Source organism: Pseudomonadota bacterium (assembly GCA_018817425.1).
In the GTDB taxonomy this organism is placed as follows: Bacteria; Desulfobacterota; Desulfobacteria; order Desulfobacterales; family RPRI01; genus RPRI01.
Genome location: JAHITX010000034.1, coordinates 96,242 through 121,491, shown reverse-complemented (window position 1 = coordinate 121,491; position 25,250 = coordinate 96,242). Strand labels below are relative to the sequence as shown.

At 39.8% G+C, this 25,250-nt stretch carries 19 protein-coding genes and 1 tRNA gene; 15 read left to right on the top strand and 5 right to left on the bottom strand.

The window, feature by feature from the left end; translation table 11 throughout:
• Window positions 1-137 precede the first annotated feature (137 nt).
• Both KKC46_07420 and KKC46_07415 read left to right on the top strand, forming a co-directional pair.
• A complete protein-coding gene (locus tag KKC46_07420; protein MBU1053643.1) occupies window positions 138-1,691 on the top strand; it encodes a hypothetical protein in 1,554 nt (517 codons plus the stop codon).
• Window positions 1,692-1,697: 6 nt separating this feature from the next.
• Complete coding sequence (locus KKC46_07415; GenBank protein MBU1053642.1) at window positions 1,698-3,080, top strand: sigma-54 dependent transcriptional regulator; 1,383 nt, start codon at window positions 1,698-1,700, stop codon at window positions 3,078-3,080.
• Window positions 3,081-3,212: 132 nt separating this feature from the next.
• On the opposite strand, the gene KKC46_07410 is transcribed toward KKC46_07415, so the two are convergent.
• The 5 genes from KKC46_07410 to KKC46_07390 form a co-directional block, all read right to left on the bottom strand.
• On the bottom strand, window positions 3,213-3,497 hold the full coding sequence (locus KKC46_07410; protein MBU1053641.1) for an integration host factor subunit alpha: 285 nt from the start codon (window positions 3,495-3,497) through the stop codon (window positions 3,213-3,215).
• Between the two features lie 258 nt (window positions 3,498-3,755).
• Window positions 3,756-4,094 (bottom strand): hypothetical protein, encoded by a 339-nt coding sequence (locus KKC46_07405; protein MBU1053640.1) that lies wholly within the window; start codon window positions 4,092-4,094, stop codon window positions 3,756-3,758.
• 411 nt (window positions 4,095-4,505) lie between these two features.
• On the bottom strand, window positions 4,506-4,847 hold the full coding sequence (locus tag KKC46_07400) for a type II toxin-antitoxin system PemK/MazF family toxin (GenBank protein MBU1053639.1): 342 nt from the start codon (window positions 4,845-4,847) through the stop codon (window positions 4,506-4,508).
• An 11-nt stretch (window positions 4,848-4,858) separates the two neighbouring features.
• Entirely contained in the window at window positions 4,859-5,131 is a 273-nt protein-coding gene (locus KKC46_07395) for a hypothetical protein (GenBank protein MBU1053638.1), read from the bottom strand.
• A 292-nt stretch (window positions 5,132-5,423) separates the two neighbouring features.
• Window positions 5,424-5,499, bottom strand: a tRNA-Thr gene (locus tag KKC46_07390).
• An 11-nt stretch (window positions 5,500-5,510) separates the two neighbouring features.
• Between KKC46_07390 and mfd the strand changes: the two genes are divergently transcribed.
• The 13 genes from mfd (at window position 5,511) to cheB (ending at window position 25,244) form a co-directional block, all read left to right on the top strand.
• Complete coding sequence (gene mfd, locus KKC46_07385) at window positions 5,511-9,050, top strand: transcription-repair coupling factor (GenBank protein MBU1053637.1); 3,540 nt, start codon at window positions 5,511-5,513, stop codon at window positions 9,048-9,050.
• Between the two features lie 83 nt (window positions 9,051-9,133).
• Window positions 9,134-10,132 (top strand): SurA N-terminal domain-containing protein, encoded by a 999-nt coding sequence (locus KKC46_07380; GenBank protein ID MBU1053636.1) that lies wholly within the window; start codon window positions 9,134-9,136, stop codon window positions 10,130-10,132.
• Window positions 10,133-10,246: 114 nt separating this feature from the next.
• Window positions 10,247-11,020, top strand: coding sequence for a DNA repair protein RecO (gene recO / locus KKC46_07375; GenBank protein ID MBU1053635.1), 774 nt, complete (start codon window positions 10,247-10,249; stop codon window positions 11,018-11,020).
• Entirely contained in the window at window positions 11,013-12,065 is a 1,053-nt protein-coding gene (locus tag KKC46_07370) for a galactokinase (GenBank protein MBU1053634.1), read from the top strand. The genes recO and KKC46_07370 overlap by 8 nt, the downstream gene beginning before the upstream one ends.
• A gap of 16 nt (window positions 12,066-12,081) precedes the next feature.
• Window positions 12,082-12,951 (top strand): glycine--tRNA ligase subunit alpha, encoded by an 870-nt coding sequence (glyQ, locus tag KKC46_07365; GenBank protein MBU1053633.1) that lies wholly within the window; start codon window positions 12,082-12,084, stop codon window positions 12,949-12,951.
• Between the two features lie 70 nt (window positions 12,952-13,021).
• Window positions 13,022-15,103 carry a glycine--tRNA ligase subunit beta gene (gene glyS / locus KKC46_07360; protein MBU1053632.1) on the top strand — a complete coding sequence of 694 codons (2,082 nt, stop codon included), beginning with the start codon at window positions 13,022-13,024 and terminating at the stop codon, window positions 15,101-15,103.
• Window positions 15,104-15,364: 261 nt separating this feature from the next.
• Window positions 15,365-15,616: a hypothetical protein gene (locus KKC46_07355; GenBank protein ID MBU1053631.1), complete on the top strand. Its 252-nt coding sequence runs from the start codon at window positions 15,365-15,367 to the stop codon at window positions 15,614-15,616.
• Between the two features lie 18 nt (window positions 15,617-15,634).
• Window positions 15,635-17,659: an NAD-dependent DNA ligase LigA gene (gene ligA, locus KKC46_07350; protein ID MBU1053630.1), complete on the top strand. Its 2,025-nt coding sequence runs from the start codon at window positions 15,635-15,637 to the stop codon at window positions 17,657-17,659.
• Between the two features lie 292 nt (window positions 17,660-17,951).
• Entirely contained in the window at window positions 17,952-18,767 is an 816-nt protein-coding gene (locus tag KKC46_07345) for an AAA family ATPase (GenBank protein ID MBU1053629.1), read from the top strand.
• A 21-nt stretch (window positions 18,768-18,788) separates the two neighbouring features.
• The gene (locus KKC46_07340) at window positions 18,789-23,237 is read left to right on the top strand and encodes a HAMP domain-containing protein (GenBank protein MBU1053628.1); all 4,449 of its coding nucleotides are present in this window, start codon (window positions 18,789-18,791) and stop codon (window positions 23,235-23,237) included.
• Entirely contained in the window at window positions 23,234-23,836 is a 603-nt protein-coding gene (locus tag KKC46_07335; protein ID MBU1053627.1) for a chemotaxis protein CheW, read from the top strand. Before KKC46_07340 ends, KKC46_07335 begins: the two co-directional genes overlap by 4 nt.
• 3 nt (window positions 23,837-23,839) lie before the next feature.
• Window positions 23,840-24,202, top strand: a complete 363-nt coding sequence (locus KKC46_07330; protein MBU1053626.1) for a response regulator — start codon at window positions 23,840-23,842, stop codon at window positions 24,200-24,202.
• Window positions 24,203-24,224: 22 nt separating this feature from the next.
• Complete coding sequence (gene cheB / locus KKC46_07325) at window positions 24,225-25,244, top strand: chemotaxis-specific protein-glutamate methyltransferase CheB (GenBank protein MBU1053625.1); 1,020 nt, start codon at window positions 24,225-24,227, stop codon at window positions 25,242-25,244.
• Window positions 25,245-25,250: the final 6 nt, after the last annotated feature.

Sequence of the window (25,250 nt, the reverse complement as noted above, 5' to 3'; positions counted from 1 at the left end):
GTTCCAGGAATCAAGTGTAAAAAGGATGATAAAATCATTAGAATATATAAACGCCTGAACCCTTGAATACCACCTTTCTCCCAACTAATTGGGAGAAGAACCGATTCTTCAAACAGTTATAATCAGCAGAGCTTATAGTGACTCTTCAGGGAATAAAAACGAATATCGCGCTTTGTATTGCAATACTATTAATTGTTGCAATGTTTCTTGTAGATTTTGTTATGATTATAACAGCCCAAAAAAGCCTCGTTAAATCAGAAATATCTAAAGCGCATCTTATTTTATCCGATTTGGAAAATCATATTTTAATAGCTGATGACAATAAAAACATATTTATTGAGCCGGAATATATCAAAAGATTGGAAAAAAATTTAAAAACAGCGGACTTTTCCTGCATCCTGGTACAGGATAAAAATTTAAACCTCCTTTATTCCGGTGGTACAAATTGCAAGCTTTCCGATGATATAATAATTGTAACAGAAAGAGCTGTTAATTCTCTGGATAAAACATTAAGTTATGCAGGAACAACCTGGGGTGTTTTGTGGATGCAGGATCGTTATCTTATGATATCTTCCCCTCTGACCGTGGATGGGAAAATCCTGGCAGGGGCAGGCATTGTTATGGAGCTTGAAAACATCTACAGTTCTATAAGAAACTCCCAGAAAGTACTTATTGCTTATTTAATGGTAAATGCTTTTGTATTGACTATTGTTGGGCTTTATTTTGTTTCAAAAATTGCTGTAAAACCTGTTCAGCTAATGCTTAAAAGAGCTGATGAATTCCGGGAAGAAGATGAATTCTTTTTCATGCATGGCAACAAAGAAAATGAGTTCAACAAACTATCAAAAGCTTTAAACCGGCTTTTGAATAGAATTTCGGGAGATAAGGAAAAACTTCTGGCTAATGTGCAATCTCTTGAGAAGATGAATGCTGATTTACAAAAAGCTGAAAGAGACGTTATCCGGGCGGAAAAGCTTGCTTCCGTGGGCAGATTATCATCCGGGATAGCACATGAAATAGGAAATCCGATTGGAATAGTACTAGGTTATCTGGATCTGCTAAAGCAGGAGAATATCCCCGACCATGAAAAATATGAATATATACAAAGATCTGAAAGCGAAATTAACAGAATAAACGTTATAATCCGCCAGCTTCTTGATTTTTCCCGGCCTTCGGAGATAAACCAAACAAAAACCGGGGCTCATGAAACAATACAGGATATTGCGGAGATTGTAAAATATCAGCCTTTTATGTCCGGTATCGAATTAAAGCTTTTGCTTGAAGCAAAAAATGATATTATATTATCTGATCCAAACCAGTTAAAACAGATTTTTTTAAATCTTGTTATAAATGCTGCGGATGCGATTTCTTCATCAAAGGATAAACCGAAAGGACAATGCCGGATAAAGAGTGAAGTTATCAGCAGAGCTGATGCTAAAGCAATTAATAACATGCAGACATTGAAAATTTCTGTAATTGATAATGGCTCAGGAATTGACAAGGATGCCATAGGCAATATTTTCGATCCTTTCTATACTACAAAAGAATCGGGCAAGGGTACCGGGCTTGGATTGTTTGTTTGCTTTTCTCTTATTGAAAGCATGGGAGGAAAGATTGAGGCTATAAGCAATAAAGAAGAAGGAACCGCAATATCCATATATCTTCCTCTTTGTGAAGAAATAACTGCATAAAAAATTATGGAAAATAAAAAACCACAAAAACGGCTTCTTGTAATTGATGACGAAGATAATATGCGTCATATGTTAAATGCTATGCTGAAGAAATTCGGTTATACAGTTGATACAGCCGCTGACGGATATGAAGGCCTTATAATGCTTGAAAGCACACAATATGATTTTATTCTTTGTGACATTAAAATGCCTAAAATGAATGGAATCGATTTTTTAAAAAAGGTCAGAAACAAGATAAACGCCACCATCATAATGATGTCTGCATACGGCTCTATGGATACGGCAATCGAAGCCATGAAGGAGGGCGCATATGATTATATTTCAAAACCGTTTAAAGCAGATGAAGTATTTCTTGCCTTGAAAAAAGCGGAGGAAAGAGAGCTGCTAAAAAACGAAAACCGTTTATTGCGTCAGGAAATTGAAAAAATTGAAGGAAGATATTCTTTCGGAAATATGATAGCAAAAAGCAAAAGCATGAAATCGGTTTTTACACTTTCTGCCAAAGCCGCCCAGTATAATACAACGATTTTAATTATAGGTGACAGCGGAACAGGCAAAGAGCTTATAGCCAGAGGGATTCATTTCGGAGGAAGCAGATCTAAAAAACCTCTTGTCCCTGTTAATTGCGGCGGCATACCGGAAAACCTTCTTGAAAGCGAGCTTTTCGGACATAAGAAAGGGTCATTTACAGGTGCTGATCGGGATAAAAAAGGTCTTTTCGAAGAGGCTGACAGCGGGACAATTTTGTTAGATGAGATAGGAGAACTGCCTCTTTCTTTGCAGGTGAAATTACTTAGGGTTTTACAGGAAAGCGAAATAAGACCGGTAGGCGATTCCAAAACAAAAACAATTGACGTGAGGGTTATAGCTGCTACTTCAAAAAATCTTGAAGAAGAGATCAAAACATCCGCCTTCAGGCAGGACCTTTACTACAGGCTTAATGTTCTTACGATCAAAATTCCGCCTCTTAAAGAAAGGGCTGAAGATATCCCACTGTTATGTGAGCATTTCATAAATGCTTTAAATATAAAAATAGGTAAAGATATTAAAAGCATTTCACCAGCTGCAATGTCCTTGCTGCTTTCGCATGACTGGCCCGGAAATGTAAGAGAACTTGAGAATATTATTGAAAGGGCGGTCGTACTTGCTGAGCAACCCGTTCTTATACCTGATAACTTTCCCCCGGAACTGGCAATTAAAAAAGCAGGCAAAGCAGATGATAATATAGACGGGTATTCAATAAAAGTGGCTCACTCAACTATTGAAAAAAAGCTGATTGAAAAAGCTCTTGGGGCAACAAACGGTAACAGAACAAAAGCAGCTCAACTTCTTGAAATAAGCCACCCTTCGCTTTTAAGTAAAATGAAAACCTATGACATCAAATTATAAATCGCAGGACTGCTTTTAATGTAACTAAATATACTGCCCAAAGTGGACACCTGTCTTATGCACCCACCTTGGGCATATTTGAAAACGTGTTGGGCAAAATTCACGATTGCAGTTTTTAAGGCTCTAAAAACTCTATTCGTCTTTATTAATTTTATCCCTTAATTTCCCGGAGCATTTGAAAGTAACTACCCTTCTTCCTCTCAGGATCAAATCGGAACCTGTAGCCGGATTTCTGCCTCTTCTCTGGCTCTTTTTCTTTACACAAAATTTACCGAATCCGGATATTAATACATCATCACCGTTTTCAAGAGTATCCTTAATTATCATAAGAAGAGATTCTATGATATCGACCGATTTTTTCTTGGTAAAGCCGAGTTCATGTACTCTGGCAACAATGTCATTTTTAGTTAAAGCCATGGCACCTCCTAATAATCTTTTTTCACTTACAGATTAAGATATAAATTTAGAATAAATATACTGTTATAAATAAACGCCCGTAAGGCATTTTGCTTATTAACTCTTTATCAAATCATTTGTTTTCAATATTTTGCCGGAAAGAGAATTTTTGTTTTCCAATCACATTATCTGTTTTTTTAATATTTTATCAATATAAGTTATTAATCCTGCATCTTCTTTCATACTATTTAACAAAAACACACTCAACTTTATTAATAATCAGCGCGGATATGTTCCATGGCCATATATATAGTCAAAATAATACTCATAATATTCCATTTTTTCAACGATTTGTTCTTTAACATCATCACTGCTTTTTGTTTTATTAACAAGCTGTTTCAGCCATAAATCCTTGGCATATCTATAAAGAACATCTTTAAATGTATTAGGATTGCCTGCAATTTCTTTATTGTTTCGGAGAAAAGTATCGGTTGAATCCAAAACTTTTTTTATACTTCTAATGTATTCGGTATCATCAAAGCCGGATTCAATAAAAAGTTGAAAGAGGCCGTTAATTATGGATTTTACGGTACCTTCAACAGCATCAATGCAATTCATTTATGTTCCAAACCACTAAAAATTTTCATGCCATGCGCAACAATTAATAATCAGGTCAACCGGCAAAAATCAAGTCGACGGCCTTTTAATAGCTATTATGCTTTATGCTTTCATACGTGTTTTCAATATAACAGAACTTATATAATTACAATAGATCATAAGTCTATGTAAGTGTTTAAAATATACGGACATTGATAGTATGTCAAGAGATTAAAAAAAGAAAAAAAGATTAATAATACAGAAACATTCATCATCACAATACGATATAAGAACAAAATAACAAATAGTTACAATAAGATATGTTATATTTGTCCTGTTTTATATCCTGATGGTATTTTTTTATAAATTGTATTTTTGAAGCAATTATCACAAATTTATGGCCAATATAACAAGACCGGTTTTGCTGACTATCTATTTTAAAGCCAGGCTATTCTTCAATGCCATATCCACATTTGCCATAATCTCTTGGGAAAGAACAGCGATTTTTGGCAATAACAGCCGTCTATTGTCAATGGTGCGGATCTGCGATAGATTGACAATGGACGGCTTTTTCATGCCGACATCCGTGCCAATAGAAACACATATCGGGTAATTTGCTTTTTTCTCGGAATATTCAGTTATAACAGCAATAATAGTCGTAGGGGAGTACTGATTGCCGATATCGTTTTGAATGATCACCACTGGTCGGGTTTTTCCTGTTTCACTCCCTACCACAGGATCAAGGGCTGCATAATAGATTTCCCCCCTTTTAATGTTGGAAGTTGTCAAGGTGTGGCCTCTGGAAGATTCTCGGCATCAGAATATTTAAAGTCATCACAAATATTATTGTTTTCTTCAGCTAAGTCCTGATAAGCAGCCTTCATATGCTTCTCAAAATCCTGCCTTTCGAGTTGAATTAATTTTTCCTCAATAGACTCCCGTACGAAAGCAGAAACCTTTTTCCCCTGCCGGGAAGATGCCTTAAAAAGCTTCTCCTTGGTCTCGACCGGTAGTTGGATATTTATCCGTACTTTTTCTTGTTGCGTAGTAGATAACATTTATACACCTCTTTTTTGTATATTAATGATGTAAATATTTTATATCAAAATATGATGTAAATAACAACAACTATTTAAAAAAAATTAATTAATAACTTAGCCATTATATTCTCTTGTTCCGGATGTTTTCAGGATAATCTAAAAACATCATAGAAAAATCTTTTTTGTGACAAAATATGTGTGTATAAGATTTATAAGATATTCATTTTGAAAAAGCGGGACAAAAACGGAATGAAATGCAAAGAAAAAAGAAATAAATAAAATTTAAACTGTGTAACCATCTAATTTTATTTGGAGCCGACGGGCGGAATCGAACCGCCTACCTGCTGATTACGAATCAGCTGCTCTACCGTGTGAGCTACGTCGGCTTATATTTTCAATGAAAGTAGGTACTTTGTTTATGTGTCAAAATCAAGAGAAAAATAATTCTATCGATTATCTTTTTAAACCCTTTTTACAAAAAGAACAGGGTGTTGATTTCGAAGGATTGTCCGGCTCGAAAAAAGCTTATATTGCATACAAATTATATATAAGCCACAGGTTACCAATGCTTGTTATAGTGCCTTCAGTAAAAGAAGGAGCCAATTTTGTTAATGATCTTATTTTTTTTCTAAGCAGCCCAAAAGTCCCAGTAATGATTTTTCCTCAATATGATGGGTCTTCGTCTAAATCCTTCTCTTACCATAATGAAATAGCATCGGATCGCATCAGAACTCTATATCAAGCTATTGAAAGCCAAACCCCTCCAATTATTGTCACAACACCTGCTGCCCTGGCCGGAAAGCTTATTCCAAAAAATGAATTGTTAAGTTTTTCTGAGCTCATTGCAGAAAATGAAGAATTAGAAAGGGAAAACCTGATCGAAAAACTGGTTGAGGGTGGCTATTGTAAAACCGTAATTGTTGAAGAACCCGGAGATTATTGTATCAGAGGTGGCATTATTGATATTTTCACACCTCTTTATTCCGATCCCTTAAGAATTGAGCTTGCCGGTGACCTTGTAGAATCAATAAGGTTTTTTTCAGCATCAAGCCAGAGAAGCTTAAAGGCTGTCAGTGAAGCAGTTATTCTTCCCGCTAAAGAAGCAATAGTAAAAAACAAAGATTTAAACAATTTTATCAGCCGGATCAGAGAAATCGCCTCCGGGCTTAATATTCCTGTTACAAAAGTCAGAGCAATAGTCGATAAAATAAAAACCGAAGGGATTCTTCCAAATATTGAAGGCATAAGCAGTCTGATTTATCCAAAGCCTGATTCTCTTTTTGATTATATTCCCAAAAATTCCATAATCATTATGGATGAACCTGAACAACTTCAACAGGAAGCAGGCAAACTGTTTGAAAAGGAATTTAATAATTATACTGCTGCCTGCGACGAACAAAGCCTGTGTATCGATCCTGACAACATCTATCTGTCATGGGATAAAATATACGGATTAATCAATGAAAGAAAGTATTATACTTTCAGATCTATAGGGTTATTAAGTAATAATGGGCACGATCGTTTATCAATAAAATGCGATAATTTTATAAAAAGTAATGATTCTGTAATTTTGGATCTGAAAAACCGTATCAAAAAAGAAAACTACCTTTCGCCCCTTGCACAATGGATTGATGATAAAAAAAACTTAAAATGTGTTACTTTAATTGTTTGCAGCACCACATCTCAGGCCGAAAGAATGAAATCCCTTTTATCGCCATATGGGATTACAATGCAAATAAAAGAGGAATTTCCCCATAGGTTAATCACAAAAGGGGAAGCATATATTTGTCTTGGACACGTTTCTTCCGGATTTATGTATCTTGATGAATCATTGGCAATTATAACCGAAGATGAAATTTTCGGTGCAAAACACCATTTAAAAAAGCGTGTAGCAAAAAGACCGGCTTCTGTGATTCTTGCTTTTGAAGATTTGAAAAAAGGAGATCTTGTAGTTCATAACGAGCATGGAATAGGAAAATTCGAAGGCATTGCTAAACTGAATCTAAACGGTTCTACAAATGATTTTCTGCTTATTTTATATAAAGATGATGACAGGCTCTATCTTCCGGTTGATAAGATGAACCTGGTTTATAAATACATGGGTGTTGACGAAATCTCACCTGTTCTTGATAAAATGGGTGGCAAATCATGGGATAGGGTAAAAGAGCGCGCAAAAAAGTCTGCTGAAAAAATTGCCGGAGAACTTCTTAAATTGTACGCAGTAAGAAAAGTAAGTAAAGGTTTTGAATATAAAAATCCGGATAGCTATTTTAAGGATTTTGAAGCCGGATTCACATATGAAGAAACCCCCGACCAATTGCAGGCAATTGAAGATGCCTTAAACGATATGGGAAACAGTACTCCCATGGACAGGCTGGTATGCGGTGATGTGGGATACGGTAAAACCGAAGTGGCATTAAGAGCCTCATTTCTTGCAATCAATTGCGCCAAACAGGTTGCAGTACTTGTTCCTACCACAGTTCTTGCGGAACAGCATTATTCAACTTTTACTGCACGGTTTGAGAAATATCCGATAAATATTGAATGCCTTAGCAGGTTCAGAGCTCTTAAGGAACAAAAGAGGATAATATCCGATATTTCATCCGGAAAAGCTGATATTGTTATCGGAACCCACAGGCTTTTGCAAAAAGATGTTGCCTTTAAGGATTTAGGGCTTATTGTGCTTGACGAAGAGCATCGGTTCGGCGTCAAACACAAGGAAATGCTGAAAAAATTAAGGGCTAACGTTGATGTTCTTGCATTGACAGCCACACCGATTCCAAGAACATTGCATATGTCGCTTACCGGAATACGTGATATCAGTGTTATTTCCACTCCGCCCGAACACCGCCAGTCTATAATAACCTATGTCTCCGAATTTGATGAAGCTCTGATTGCCCAAGCTGTGAGAAAAGAGCTTGAAAGAAAAGGTCAGATATATTTTGTACATAATAATATTTTTAGTATTGAAAAAATTGCGACAAAATTGCAGGGACTTGTTCCTGAAGTAAAAATCGGAATCGGACACGGCAGGCTTAATGAAGACGAACTCGAAAGGGTTATGCTCAAATTTGTAAATAAAGATATTGATATGCTGGTTTGCACCACAATAATTGAATCAGGACTTGATATCCCTTCGGCTAATACTATAATTATTAACAGAGCAGATAAACTGGGGCTGGCACAGATATATCAGTTGCGGGGAAGGGTTGGGCGGTCTGATGAGCAGGCTTATGCTTACCTTTTTATCCCGAAAGACAGCATTCTCGGAAAAGATGCCCAAAAACGCTTGAAAGTATTAATGGAACACAGCGATCTTGGTTCAGGTTTCCAGATCGCTATGAGCGATTTAAGAATAAGAGGGGGTGGTACAATCCTGGGTGCTTCTCAGTCAGGACATATTGCAGCTGTTGGATATGAGATGTTTCTCAAGCTTATGGAAGAAGCGGTTTGTGAACTTAAAGGTGAGCCTGTAAAAGAAATTTTGGAGCCGGAAATAAATATTTTAATGTCAGCATATCTTTCTGAAACTTATGTACCCGATATTGACCAAAGGCTTACAGCCTACCGCCGTCTTTCAAAAATGACGGAAGTTAATGAGATATCAGGCTTTAAAGCGGAACTGACAGACAGATTCGGGCCTTTGCCTAAGGAAGCTTCCAATCTTTTAATTAAAATCATGCTCAGAATATTAGCACAAAAATCAGGTGTTAAACGACTTAACTTAAAAGACCGTCAGCTTTTACTGTATTTTGCAATGCAACCATATATAAAAAACCCTTCGGAACTTATCGATATGGTTATTGCAAATAAAGACCGTTTCGAATTTACACCGGACCATGTGCTTAAAGTAAAATTGTCAAAACAAAGTTTTATAAGGCAAATAGGTGAGATTAAAAACATCTTGAAAGAAATTGCCCAACGTGTTAACGGCTGAATTCTCTATCAATAAATAATGACGGACTAATACAAAGTCCATCTTAATTATATAACATCAAACTATATTGCGATCGGATACTTATGAAAAGCAAATTTAAGACATGCACAAACACTATAGTTATACTTTTTATTATGATAGTAATGCCGGGTATTTTAATTTACAAAGGCCAATGCAGCGCCGAAGTGTTGGACAGGATTGTTGCCGTGGTTAATAATGAGTTGATTACACTTAGTGATTTTACAGAAACCACCAAAGCCTATACTGAAAAAATACTGTCATTTGGTTATCCTGAAGACCAAGAGCGCGAAATGCTTTTTAAAATGCGGGAAGATGTTTTAAATCAGCTTATTGACCAGAAGCTTACCGATCAGCAAGCTAAAAAATACGATCTTTCGGTAACTGATAAAGAGCTTGACAATACCTTAGAGCGTATTAAAGAGTCCAAGCGCTTAACTGACGAAGAGTTAAGGAACATGGTAGCTAAAGATGGACTTACGTTTAATGAATTCAGCGATAAAATAAAGCAGAATATTCTCAGAGCAAAAATTCTTGATATTGAAGTTAAATCAAGGATAGTAATTACAAGAGACGATGTTAAAGCATATTATGAAAGTCATAAGAGCGAATATATGCCGCAAGCAGTATATCATCTTTTTAATATAATAAACAGATTGGATTCCAATGCAGATAATGATAATAAAATCAAAGCCTTGTCAATAATGGAAACTATTTATACAAAACTAACTGAAGGACAGTTAGTTGAAGAAATTGACAAAGATTATGCAGAATCATACGGTATTGAAACTTCGGATTTGGGAACATTTGAATTTAATGAATTATCACAACAAATACAGGATGCGATAAAAGACCTTAAACAAAAAGAATTCAGCAAAGTACTTGAAACTGATCTGGGGTACCAAATTATCTACATAGAGGAGATTAAAACAAAGCCCGGCAAGTCACTTGATGAAGCTACCTCCGAAATTCAGGGGATACTTTATAATGATGCCACCAATGAAAAATTCAAACTATGGGTAGAAGAACTAAGGCAAAATTCTTATATCAAGATTATTAAATAGGTATCGTGAAGCTTTGTTTCTTCGCCGTCCAAATCATAATATTTTGCTGGTATATAAATATTTAGCCGAGTGAGTACACTTCATTTTTTAAAGCCATGCCGGGATTATAAATAGATGCCAAATTTCACATTGCCTGCAATAGTTCTTCGGCGTGTAGATTTTGGAGACTATGATTTAATATTGACCTTCTTCTCATTAAAAAAAGGCAAAATATCTGCAATTGCAAAATCTGCAAAAAAGAGTGCAAAACGTTTCGGTGGAATTCTTGAATTGTTTTCGCTTTTAGAAATTGTATGCAGTTCTTCAAAAGACAGGGATCTTATGGTTTTGCAGGAGGCAAATCTTATTGATTCCTTTTCCGGTATAAGGGGAAACTTAAAAAAAACCGCATATGCGAGTTATTTTGCTGAAATGATAAATGTGTGGACAGAAGCAGGAGCAAAACAGGACAATCTTTACCTCCTGTTACATTTTGTTCTTGAGCAACTTGATAACTGCCTGATACCGGAAGAAATACTAAGCATCATTTTTCAGATGAGATTTATTGTTATAGCTGGTATTTGCCCTGATTTGTCCTTGTGTATGAAGTGCCGCCTTGAAATAGACAACATAAAAGAAGATCGTGTTGCCTTTGACATTTCAAAGGGTGGAATTGTATGTCAAAAATGTGCCGGAGCATCTGTTAACCGGCTCTTTCTTTCCAAAGGGACAATCAAACGGCTCCTATGGATTGAAAGCGGCGATTTATCCAAGGCCTCAAAAATACGTTTTACTTCTCCTGCTATAAAAGAGGGATTGGATCTTCTGGAGTCATATACAGCCTATCATCTTGGAAAAGAGCTGCAAAGCTTTAAGTTTTTGAAACAGATCAGGAAAAAAGATGAATAATTTTAGCAAACTATTAAATTCGGAACATGCCGAAGCTTCGGTGCCCTGCCGTATTGATATGGGCGGAACTTTAGATATAAGTACATTTCATTATCCTCTGATGCATCTTAACCCATGCACATTTAATATTGCTGTTAATTTAAGAACCAGAGTGCATCTTCATCCATTTGACAAAGGAAAGATAAAAGTTTCTTCACGCGGTTTTAAAAGCGCAGTATTTCCTATAGAAAAAGCACCTTTCAACCACCCGCTTGGGCTTATGTTTGCGATTGCATCATTTTTCAGAGCTGACGGAGTCCATATTTCAATTAACTCTTCATCTCCCCCAAGAAGTGCTTTAGGCGGATCATCATCTGCTGCCGTGGCACTTATAGCAGTGCTTTCAAAATTACATGAAAAAACAGGCAAAAAAGCATTGTCAAAGCAGCAAATTGTTTTGCTTGCGCATTCAATCGAACAAAGTGTTGCCGGTGTGCCGTGTGGTTTGCAGGATCAACTTGCAGCAGCTTTCGGAGGTATTAATGCATGGTACTGGAAAGATGGGTCAGATGGGGCTCCTTATAAAAAAAGGAGCATATTTAACAATAAATTTTTCAAAGATTTCAAAAAGAATCTGCTTTTAGCCTATTGCGGTATTCCGCATGAATCAAAAAACATAAACGGCATATGGGTTAATCAGTTTGTTTCCGGCAAATACCGAAATCTATGGGATGACATAGTGGCATGCACAAATAGTTTTGTTGATGCATTATCAAATTATAAATTTCATGATGCTGCTTTACTTATGAATCAAGAGACTGCTATAAGAAAAAAAATGACGCCGGATGTTTTAGATGATATCGGCCGAAAGCTTGTTAAAGCAGCTGTAAGCAATAACTGTGGAGCAAGATTTACAGGTGCCGGAGGCGGAGGCTGTATATGGGCTATAGGGGAAATTTCCGATATTGAAAAATTAAAGCCTAAATGGGAGTCCGTACTTTCGCAAAGAAAAGAAGCATGCTTACTCGATATTGAACCGGACCCAGAAGGTTTGCTGATAAACTAATAAGAGGTAAAAAAATATGAATTTTCAAGATATAATTCTGTCTTTGCAAAAGTTCTGGTCACGCAAAGGCTGTGCACTTATACAATCATATGATTTGGAAGTGGGTGCGGGTACTTTTCATCCTGCCACTTTATTAAAATCTTTGGGACCGGAGCCATGGAATGCTGCCTATGTTCAACCTTCCAGGCGCCCAACTGACGGCCGGTACGGGGAAAACCCAAACAGACTTCAACATTACTATCAGTATCAGGTAATACTCAAGCCTTCTCCTTCTGATGTTCAACAGCAGTATCTTATGAGTTTAAAAGCCCTTGGCATAAACCCACTTGATCATGACATAAGATTTGTTGAAGATGACTGGGAATCCCCTACCCTCGGCGCTTCAGGCCTTGGATGGGAAGTATGGCTGGATGGAATGGAAATAACACAATTTACATATTTCCAGATAGCAGGAAGCATAGATCTTCATCCGATCTCTGTTGAAATTACATATGGGCTGGAAAGAATAGCAATGTATTTGCAGGAAGTTGATAATGTCTATAACCTTAAATGGAATGATTCTATCAGTTATGGAGATATTTATCATCATCAGGAAGTGGAACAATCGACTTATAATTTCGAAAAAGCCGATATTAATTTTCTGCACAATCTTTTTGCCCAGTATGAAGCGGAATCTTTAAAAATAATTAAAGAATCACTTGTTATTCCTGCTTATGAGTACTGCCTTAAGTGTTCGCATACCTTTAACCTTCTTGACGCCCGCGGAGCAATCAGTGTTACGGAAAGAACCGGTTACATAGCAAGGATCAGAAACCTTGCTCGTGCATGTGCGGAAGAATACTTAAAGCAAAGAGAAGCTATGGGTTTTCCTTTGCTTAAAAAATAATAATTGCAAATTTTTTACAGGCTTATAATGAGTCTTTAATATTTATAGTTTTTGGTAAACCGAGGTAAAAATGGAAACACTGTTACTTGAAATTGGAATGGAAGAAATTCCTGCAGGCTATATCGAACCGGCGCTTAGCGCACTTTCTGCTATTCTTGCACAAAGACTGACCGAAGAAAGAATCAAACATGGTAAATTAAAAACATTTGGAACTCCGAGAAGACTTTCAATATTTGTTTATGATGTTTCTGCAAAACAGGATTCTCTTACTACAGAAATTAACGGGCCTCCGGAAAAAATAGGATTCGATGAAAACGGACAGCTTACAATGGCCGGCAAAAAATTTGCAGAAAAAATGGATATCAGCCCAAAAGCAATCAGCGTAAAGCAAACTGATAAAGGGTCTTATCTTTGTGCAGTCAAAACAGAATCCGGAATCAAAACCAAAGCAGTTTTAAATAAAATACTTCCACAGGTTATTTTACATATTCCTTTTCCAAAAGTTATGAAATGGGCGGATCTTGATATCAAATTTGCAAGACCCATTCAGTCTATAGTCGCTCTTTTAGGCGGGCAGGTTATCTCTTTTGATATTGGCAATATCAAAAGTTCAAGAAATACTTTCGGCCATCGTTTTTTATCTCCCGACAAAATAAGATTATCTGATCCGGATGAATATATCAATAAATTAAAAGACGCCTTCGTACTTGCAGACATCAATGAAAGAAAAGCTGATATTAAAAACCAGATCGCAGAAATTGCAAAAAATCTTGATGGTAATGTTTTATGCGATGATGAACTTGTGAATATTGTCACCAATCTTGTTGAGTATCCCGTAGCGGTTGCCGGAAGCTTTGACAGATCTTATCTTGAAGTGCCGGATGAGGTGCTGATAAATTCAATGCGCGAACATCAGAAGTATTTCGCAATTATTGATACCAATAACAGGCTTTTGCCGAATTTTATTGCCGTCAATAATACACAGGCCAAAAATATGCAGGTAGTCGCTAAAGGCCATGAAAGAGTTTTAAGAGCCCGCCTGGAAGACGCCCGGTTTTTTTACAAAAGCGATATTAAAATTTCTCCCGATGACTGGGTTGAAAAACTAAAAGGCGTTCTTTTTCAGGCAAAACTCGGCACCATGTACGAAAAAACCCAAAGAATTGAAAAATTGGGCAAATATCTTGCTGATGAGATATCTGATGACCCGCTATTAATAAAGCAAACAGTAAGAGCTGCCAGGCTATGCAAGGCCGATCTGGTCAGCCATATAGTAGGCGAATTTCCAAAACTTCAGGGTATCATGGGAAGAATATATGCTGCAAAGGCAGGGGAAGAAAATAATGTGGCTATTGCTATTGAAGAACATTACAGGCCAGCATATTCAGGCGGAAAGCTTCCGGAAACTACAATTGGTGCAATAGTAGCAATAGCAGATAAGATGGATTCGATTTGCGGCTGTTTTTCAGCAGGACTTATACCTACCGGAGCTTCAGATCCTTATGCATTAAGAAGACAGGGAATCGGAATAATTCAGATAATGCTTGATAAAGGGTTTTTATTCTCATTAAGAAGCCTGATTGAAAAAAGCCTCTCACTGTTTGAAATTAAAGATACCACAGATAATAGTAGTACAGCTGATAATGTCTATAGTTTTTTGCAAGGCCGTATATCACACCTGCTTGCAGAAGAAGGCTATTCAAAAAATGTGATATCGGCAATAGTTGATATTTCCGCAAACCATGTGCCTGATGTATGGCAACGCACAAAAGCGCTTGAAAAACTTAAAGCTGACCCAGGCTTTGAGCAGCTTGCAATAGCATTTAAAAGAGTTGTCAATATCATCAGAAAATCAGCCCCCAAAAGTGCCGACTGCAAAAGTGATGTTAACGAAAGACTGTTTGAAAAAGATTGTGAATCGGCTTTATTTGCTGCATATAAAGATATAAAAATGAAAGTATCGGATAATCTTGAGAAAGGATTTTATGACCAGGCCCTGCTTGATATTGCGTCTCTTAAAAACCCTGTTGATGATTTTTTTGATGGCGTTTTAGTAATGGCCGAAGATGAAAATATCCGTAACAACCGAATAGCATTGCTAAGATCTATTTCCGATCTTTTTGCATTATTTGCAGATTTTTCAAAAGTGTGAAAATTGTAACTACTAAGGTTCACAGTTCAAGGGTTCACGGTTCAAGGTTAGAGAGCTGCGAATTTAAAGATGTTTACGAGCAAATCAGACGAACCCGTATTTCCGTTCGTGGGTTCATCAACTATCTCAAGAAATATGAAGAGCTCAAAACAATCAACTGTGAACCGTGAACCTAACAACCTGAGTAGTTACTGATAATTTATGTTTTATTAAGTATTATCAAACGAGCTATTTTCAAACAATAAACAAATGGAGGATAAAATGCCTTTTGATCCTGATATGGACAAAATATTAAAACAGTGGAGATGTGAGGAAACAGGCCTTGTTGTTTCCATAAATCGTTATGGAGAAGGTGAAGCAAAACTTCAGATAGGCCCGAGAATATTTATTAAAAAAGACGGAAATGAAAGCCAGCGTAAGGCAGGCCGTCTTACAATTGAAGATCTTATGTGGTTTTATGAAATCATTGATGAAGTTAAAGATGAGCTCTCAGCACTTGCCGTCCCTAAATAATCAGGCTTTGATAAAAATATGTCAGACATTATAAACCCTGATATTATCAAAAAAATTGAAACTTTGAGAGAAGAACTCAACAGACATAATTATTACTATTATGTAATGGATGACCCTCAATTTTCCGATGCCCAATATGATAAAATGATGCAGGAATTGCTTGAACTTGAAGAAAGATTTCCGGAACTGTCAAGTCCTGATTCTCCGTCTATGAAAGTTGGTGCTGCACCTGTCAAAAAATTTGAGACAGTAAAACACTCTGTTAAAATGCTAAGCCTTGATAATGCGTTTTCTGATGCTGATATTTTAAATTTTGACAAGCGCGTAATAAAAGAGCTTATGACGGATGAGCAAATTCTTTATACGGCAGAACCCAAGATGGATGGAGTTGCCGTAGAGCTTGTTTATAAAGATGGAAGGCTTGTATCTGCTTCTACAAGGGGGGATGGCGAAACCGGTGAAGACATAACTTCTAATGTTAAAACTATACGTTCTGTTCCTGTCTTGCTTCAACCGCACCAAAAAGAGCATACCAGCCCTTCCCTTCTTGAGGTTAGAGGTGAGGTTTTTATAAGCAAAGATGGTTTTAAACGGCTTAACGAAGATATGCTGTCCCAGGGTCTGCCATTATTTGCGAACCCAAGAAATGCTGCGGCGGGATCTTTGAGGCAGCTTGATTCTAAAATAACCGCAAAACGGCCGCTTGAAATTTATTTTTACGGTATCGGTGAGTCAGAAGGTATAAATTTTCAATCTCACTGGGACTGGCTTTGGGCTTTAAAAGAGCTTGGGCTAAGAATCAATCCCCATATAAAGCCAAAAATAAATATAGCTGCTGTTTGTAGCTATTACAAAGAACTTGAAGCTATGCGAAACTCCCTGCCATATGACATAGATGGTATGGTGATAAAAGTAGATTCCGTGAAGTTTCAGGAGCAGCTTGGAACTAAAGCAAGAAGCCCCAGGTGGGCTATTGCATATAAATTTAAAGCTATACAGGAAACAACCAAAATAATGGATATACTTGTGCAGGTGGGGCGCACCGGCGCTGTCACTCCTGTAGCCTGCCTTGAAAGTGTCAATGTAGGGGGAGTGAATGTAAGCCGTGCGACACTGCATAACGAGGATGAAATTAAAAAGAAAGATATCAGGATAGGAGATACCGTTATTGTTCAGCGCGCAGGTGATGTTATCCCGGAAATCGTAAAAGTTATTGACAGTGTAAGAACCGGAAGTGAAAAAATCTTTTGTATGCCTCAAAATTGCCCTTCATGTAATTCGCAACTTATTCGTGATGAAAAAGAGGTTTCCGTTAGATGTATAAATGATACCTGTCCAGCAAAAATAAAAGCGCAGATAGAGCATTTCGTTTCCAAAAGGGCTTTTGATATAGAAGGCCTTGGTGAAAAGTTGATTGATCAGCTTGTTGAAAAAAAACACTTATCTTCCTATGCTGATATTTTTTATCTTGAAAAAGCAAGATTGGAAGGCATGGAGCGCATGGGCTTAAAATCTGCCGAAAATCTTATTGAAGCTATTGAAAAAAGCAAAAATATATCTTTTGCCAGATTTATTTACGCGCTTGGCATTCGTCATGTGGGCGAACATATCGCTGAGATACTTGCATCAAAGTATGGAGAATATAAAAAGCTCTGTAATGCAACATATGATGATTTAAATACTATAAATGGACTCGGTCCTGTTGTATCACAAAGCATTGTTGACTTTCTCGTACACAGGGACAATCTTGACAGGATAGAACGAATACTAAACAGCGGCGTTAGACTCCAATATGAAGAAAACAGAAAAAATTCAATCCTTGATGGTAAAGTTTTTGTTATAACCGGAACTCTTGAAAGTCTGACAAGAAACGAAGCCATAATGAAAATCAAATCATTGGGCGGAAAAATCAGCGGGTCCGTTAGCAAAAAAACCAATTATCTTGTTGCCGGCAGTTCTCCCGGATCTAAGCTTGAAAAAGCAAAAGCAGCCGGTGTTAAAATAATTAATGAGAACAATCTTAAAGTTTTACTTGAAAGCTGATATTTAGCCAAATTTCAGATAGTGTCAAGCAATTGGCGTTCCCACCTAATTTCAGATAGTGTCAACCAATTGGCGTTTCCCCCTTTTTTTATAACTCCGCACAAACCGCGTGTTTTCCATAATTAATCGAATCTATACATATACCAATAAGCTATAAGCTATAATATATCAAGGCATATCCTTTGCATATCCTGGTTCCGCTGGCATAGACTAAATATATATAAGCCCGATCAATCAATAGTTTTTATTAATATTTACGCTACCGAAAAAAGAAAACACGAAAGGTATACATATGTCTGAAATCGGAGAATGCATTGCTTTTGCCAACTACAAGGGCGGTACGGGTAAAACAACTTCCTGTTTGAGTATTGCCGGGTTTTTGGCCAAAGGCGGTAGCAAGGTCCTCTTAATCGATTTTGACCCGCAGGCAAGCGCAACTTCTGGAATTGGTATAGATAAACTGACGTTAAAGCACACGATATATGATTCAATTCTTGGTCTGTGCGATGGACACGAAGATGTCCCGTTAAAAAATATAATACTGGAAACGGATGTAAAAAATCTCCACCTCGCGCCATCCGAATGGGATCTCTCTGCTGCCGAAGTAAGTATTCAAAGCACTAAGGAAAAAATTACTTTACTCCGTACGTTAATCCGGGATGTCCAATCTTTGTATGATTACATTCTGATTGATACGCCTCCCAGCTCAGGACTACTGCTGATGAACTGTTTTGTTGCTGCAGATCACATGATCATACCTTTTGATCCCGGTATTTTTTCCGTCGAAGCCATTGACAATCTCAAAACCGTATTTCTTGATGTCAAGCGCAATACCGGTCATCATTTTAATAAGATTACGATTATTCTGACCCGATATGTTGGGCAAGACCCACTAGAAAGAATATTACACGGCGATAACCCATCCCGCCAGATCAAGAAAATGCTGGTAAGAATGTTCAAGTCTGTATTTGTTGTTCCGGAATCGCCGGAGATTTTTAAATCACAACAAAAAGGGACTCCGATCTCTCATTATGCACCAAAAAGTAAGGCCGGTAAGGCCTATAAGAAAATTGCGGATTCAATAAAAAAGTCAAACTTAACGCTCTAATTAGAAAAGAAGGGAAATATTATGAAAGCTATAAAAAAGGAACGCAAGCCCGGAAGATCTGTTTTCTTTCCGGATAAAGAAGAAAATAACGATGTTGCTGCGGGCGAGGTTGACTTTATCAATAACTCAGGCAAAGACACACCAAACCAGCTCAATACTGCTGATAATAGTTTGAAGATGTTATTAAACGCTCTCAAGGCTGTAAGAGCAGGTGATTTTAACGTAAGGCTGGATTTTGACCGACACGGTGGCATCATGGCCGATATTGCCGATGTGTTTAACGATGTTATTGAATTAAACAGGAGGTTATCCGATGATTTTGTACGTATAAGTGAGATTATCGGTCATGAAGGGAAGGTATCAGAGCGTATCGCGATCGGACCGGTAACCGGTTCATGGAGGACCAGTGTTGAATCAGTAAATTCTTTCATAAATTATCTCGTCCAACCTACAGAAGAATTCGGCCGTGTTATCAGCAGTGTTGCCGAGGGAAACCTTTCAAATAAAATGGCTTTGGAAATCGATGGAAGGCAATTGAAAGGTGAATTCTTAAAAATCGGCAACAGAGTCAACATGATGGTCGACCAGTTAAGCAGCTTTGCCTCAGAGGTAACCCGTGTGGCCAGAGAAGTCGGCACCGATGGAAAGCTTGGCGGTCAGGCAGAAGTGCAGGGGGTTGGCGGTACATGGAAGGAATTAACGGAAAACGTCAATATGATGGCGGCTAACCTCACCAATCAGGTCCGCAATATTGCCGTTGTAACTACTGCTGTTGCCAACGGGGAGCTTTCCCAGAAGATCACTGTTGAGGCAAAAGGCGAAATCCTTGAATTGAAGAATACGGTAAATAAGATGGTTGACAACCTCAATACTTTCGCCAGCGAGGTTGCTCGAGTGGCCAGAGAGGTTGGTATCGAGGGGCAGCTGGGCGGCCAGGCAGAGGTTCCCGCTGTAGCCGGCACATGGAAGGAATTAACGGACAATGTAAACATGATGGCGGCCAACCTCACCAGCCAGGTCAGAAATGTTGCCGTCGTAACAACAGCTGTTGCCAACGGGGATCTCTCCCAGAAGGTTACCGTTGATGTAAAAGGTGAGATCCTTGAATTGAAGAATACGGTAAACAAGATGGTTGACAACCTCAGCACCTTCACCGGCGAGGTAACCCGTGTGGCCAGAGAGGTCGGCATCGAAGGGCAGCTGGGTGGCCAGGCTGAGGTTCCCAGTGTAGCCGGAACATGGAAGGAATTAACGGACAATGTAAACATGATGGCGGCCAACCTCACCAGCCAGGTTAGAAATATTGCCGTTGTCACTACTGCTGTTGCCAATGGCGAACTCTCCCAGAAGATTACAGTTGAGGCTCAGGGGGAAATCCTGCAGTTGAAAGATACCATCAACCGAATGGTTGATCAGTTGAGCAGCTTCGCCTCAGAAGTAACCCGTGTTTCGAAAGAGGTTGGTATCGAAGGTAAGCTGGGTGGCCAGGCAGAGGTAAAGGGGGTCGGCGGAACATGGAAGGAATTAACGGACAATGTAAACATGATGGCAGCCAATCTCACCAATCAGGTCCGCAATATTGCCGTTGTCACGACTGCTGTTGCAAACGGGGAGCTTTCCCAAAAGATCACTGTTGAGGCTCAGGGGGAGATCCTGCAGTTGAAAGATACTATCAACCGAATGGTTGATCAGTTAAGCGGTTTCGCTTCAGAGGTTACGAGGGTGGCAAGAGAAGTAGGCGTGGAAGGCAAGCTGGGCGCACAGGCTGAAGTGCTCGGGGTGGCCGGCACATGGAAGGATCTGACAGATAATGTAAACATGCTGGCGGACAATCTGACCAGCCAGGTTAGAAACATAGCTGAAGTGACCACAGGTGTAGCCCAGGGTGATTTAACCAGGAAGATAACCGTTGAGGCCAGCGGTGAGATTCAGCAGTTAAAAGACACGATCAACACAATGGTTGATCAATTAAGCACTTTCGCGGGCGAAGTAACCAGGGTTTCCAAAGAGGTCGGCGGCGAAGGTAAGCTGGGTGGTCAGGCTGAGGTTCCGGGTGCAACCGGTACATGGAAAGAACTGACGGAAAATGTCAATATGCTGGCGGCCAATCTGAGCAACCAGGTAAGAAACATAGCCATGGTAGCCACAGCCATAAGCGCAGGAGATTTAACTCAGAAGATAACAGTTGAGGCCAGCGGTGAGATTCAGCAGTTAAAAGACACGATCAACACAATGGTTGGTCAATTAAGCACTTTCGCGGGCGAAGTAACCAGGGTTTCCAAAGAGGTCGGCGGCGAAGGCAAGCTGGGCGGTCAGGCTGAGGTTCCGGGTGCAACCGGCACATGGAAGGAACTGACTGAAAATGTAAATATGCTGGCGGCCAATCTGAGCAACCAGGTAAGAAACATAGCCATGGTAGCTACAGCTATAAGCGCAGGAGATTTAACCCAGAAGATAACCGTTGAGGCATCGGGAGAGATTGCAGGCTTAAAGGGAACTCTCAATTCCATGGTTGACAACCTCAATCTGTTTGGAAGCGAAGTTACGCGTGTGGCAAGAGAAGTAGGAGTTGAAGGCAAGCTGGGCGCACAGGCTGCGGTGCCGGGAGTGGCCGGCACATGGAAGGAACTGACAGAAAATGTAAATATGCTGGCGGCCAATCTGAGCAACCAGGTAAGAAACATAGCCATGGTAGCCACAGCCATAAGCGCAGGAGATTTAACTCAGAAAATAACTGTTGAGGCATCGGGAGAGATTGCAGGCTTAAAAGGAACTCTCAATTCCATGGTTGACAATCTCAATCTGTTTGGAAGCGAGGTTACGAGGGTGGCAAGAGAAGTAGGAGTGGAAGGCAAGCTGGGCGCACAGGCTGAGGTGCCGGGAGTGGCCGGCACATGGAAGGAACTGACTGACAATGTAAACATGCTGGCGGACAATCTGACCAGCCAGGTCAGAAATATTGCCGTTGTCACGACCGCTGTTGCAAACGGTGAACTTTCCCAAAAGATCACTGTTGAGGCCCAGGGGGAGATTCAGGAGTTAAAAAACACGATCAACAAAATGGTTGACAACCTCAACATCTTTGCCGGCGAGGTAACCCGTGTGGCCCGGGAGGTTGGTACCGACGGAAAATTAGGCGGCCAGGCGATAGTTCCAGGTGTAGCCGGCACGTGGAAGGAATTGACCGATAACGTGAATGCCATGGCAGGAAGCCTTACTTCGCAGGTGCGGGGTATTTCAAAGGTCACAATGGCAATTTTCGAAGGAGATCTTTCCCGAAAGATTACGGTTGAAGCCCGTGGCGAAATGCTCGAATTAAAAAATACGATCAATGGCATGGTGGACACCCTTAACAGCATTATCGGTAACATTAATGCCGTGATGTCCATGGTAGGCGAAGGCAACCTCTCGCAGATGGTAGACGTTAATGCAGTAGGAGATTTTGCTTCTATGGTTGACGGTATAAACAGCACCATAGAAAGTCTCAAAGGCATTGTTTCGGAACTCCGGAATGCAGGTATAAATATCGGTACAGTATCTCAGAAGACGCTCGGTGCAGGCCAGGAAATGAATGCTCTCCTGTCCCAGCTTTCCGGCACTATTGAACAGATAGCAGAGGGTGCCAAGGCTCAGGCTCAACAGATTGTCGAGGCGTCAAGCGAAAGCGAGGGAGTTGGAAAAACGGCATCCAATACGCTGACCCAGGCGGAAAGCATGAACCAGCATACGGAAGTAGCCACTAAGGCAACGGGCGAAGGCCGCAAAGCTATGGAAGAAACGATCAAGAACACGGACCTGATGCTTGAAGGTTCAAATGAATCCGTAGGAAGGATTGAATCACTTAGCAAAAGCAGTGAACAGATCCAGGAAATTGTAGATGTGATCCGGGATATTGCAACCCAGACAAATATACTTGCCATCAATGCCGCAATTGAGGCCGTTCGTGCCGGCAAGCAGGGTAAGGGTTTTGCTGTTGTTGCCGAAGAGGTCAAGACCTTGTCTGCCGACAGCAAATTGCAGGCAAAAAAGATATCGACTCTTGTCCAGTCGGTTATGGGCGAAACGCAAGATACGGCACTAACGATCAAGACCATGGCCGGTAATGTCAGGCTGGTGAAAGATTCCATCGAATTAACCTCCAGCTCATTTAAGGATATTGACCGTTCTATTGACGTAACATCCACTACATCAATGGAAATTTCGAAGGCCGCCGCCGATCAGAAGAACAGCATCGATGCTGTTTCCCAGAGTCTTGACAAGATCAGCGGTATCGCTGCCGACACATCTACCGCTGCCACCCAGTCGGCGGAAGGCTCCAAAAGGCTACTTGGCAAGATGCAGGAGCTGACGGCCATCGCAACAAACCTGGCCGATATGTCTGAAAACTTCCAAAAGACCGTGGAACGATTTACAGTTGAGGAGGTAGTAGTGTCAAAAGTGACAAGGAAAATGGAGAGGAGCAAAACATGAAGGAGCAGATTATAAATGACGATACTGAGATAGAAGAAATTGAACAGGACCAGTATCTTGTTTTTAAGATCAACGTCCAGGAGTTCTGTATTCAGGCCATGTGGGTTCAGGAAATCTCAAGACCGCTGGAATTGACTCAGGTTCCCAATTCTTTATCTTATATTGACGGCGTTGCCAATCTGCGGGGCAGATTATCCACTGTTATTAATTTTCGTAAAAAAATCGGGTTCGAACAAAAACCGTATGATGAGGAAACCCGCATTATCGTTATCGAGCACAAGGGCTTTCCCATAGGTATGACGGTTGATTCCGTAGAAGAGGTCATAAAAATTCCCGATGATCTGGTGCACAAACTGCCCGCATCAACAAACAATGTGATGGAAGACGAGCCGATAACCGGTATAGGCATGGTAAACAAAAGAATGGTTATCATGCTTGATATTAAAAAGATTCTTGACGGAACAGAAATGCCTAATCTTGAAAAAATTAAACAGGCTCTTGGCAGCCCGGAGTTTGAGGATGGAAATATTACAGCGAAGATTGAAGCAGCATCCGTAGATGTCGATAACGAGATATATGATAGAAAAAGGAGGAGTTGAGGTATGGCAAAGATTATGATTGTGGATGATGCATCATTTATGAGGAGTTCCTTGAAATTTATCGCTGAAAAGTATGGACATACTATTGTCGGTATGGCGTCTGATGGTAAAGAGGCAGTAGATCTCTATAAAAAGCTTCAACCTGATATTGTAACTCTTGATATCCTGATGAAGGATCTGGATGGCATCTCCACATTGAAGCTGCTGCTCAAGTATGACCCTCAGGCAAAGGTCATCATGGTAACCGCTATGGGGCAGGAGACAAAACAGGAAGAGGCAAGAAAAATCGGTGCATTAGGCTATATAAGAAAACCGTTCAAACCGGAAGATATCGTGGCAGAGATTGCAAGGATATTGGGAGAATGAATGACGGCAAGGATCAGTATATATGATTAGGGTCCTCATAGTCGATGATTCGAGCTTCATGAGAAAGTCCATATCCTATCTCCTGAAGACTGATCCTTTGATAGATGTTGTGGACACAGCTGATAACGGTGAGGCGGCTGTGCTTAAGGTGAAGGAGCACCGACCTGATGTAGTACTTCTCGACATTGCTATGCCCATGATGGATGGGCTGGTCGCCCTGACGCACATTATGGATAAGTGCCCGACACCGGTGCTGATCTTAAGCGGGGTTGACAAAAGGGATATGACCGTTGTGCTTAAATCCCTGCGGTTGGGGGCTGTGGATTACATACAGAAGACAAAAGGGGAAGTCTCATATGATATAGATATTATAAAGGACGAAATTATCAACAAAGTCCATATGGCGGCAAAAGCCCATGTCAGCAGAATTAAATACAGTCTGCCCGAAGAATCTTATGAGATAAGAGAGGGCAAAAAAGCAACGGGAAAAAAGATGGTTGTCATCGGCGCCTCCACAGGAGGGCCAAATGCAAACGCCATTGTACTTTCCGGTATCCACTCCTCCATTGCCGCCGGCATTCTGGTCGTTCAGCATATGGATAAAAATTTCACACCGTTTTTTGCGGCACATTTAAATGGAGAATGTTCCTTAAATGTTTCATTGGCCGAAGATAATGACATCATAAGTCCGGGCAGGGTCTTTGTCGCTCCCGGGGAAGTACAAACCGGCATTATAGAAGATGGTATACATAAAAGGATTAAACTTAGCGGCAAGCCGGGCAAACTGCAATCTATAGATTACACCATGGAATCTGTAGTCAAGGCCTATGGCGAAGATGTTGTCGGTGTCCTCCTTACCGGTATGGGCAGTGACGGCGCCAAGGGTTTACAGGCCATCAGGAAGGCCGGAGGAAGCACGATTGTTCAGGACGAGTCCACATGTGTTGTGTTTGGTATGCCCAAAGCAGCCATTGCACTTGGATGTGTCGATACGGTGGCACCCCTGCAGGATATAGCAAAAACAATTATGAAAGTCGTTTAGGAAAGA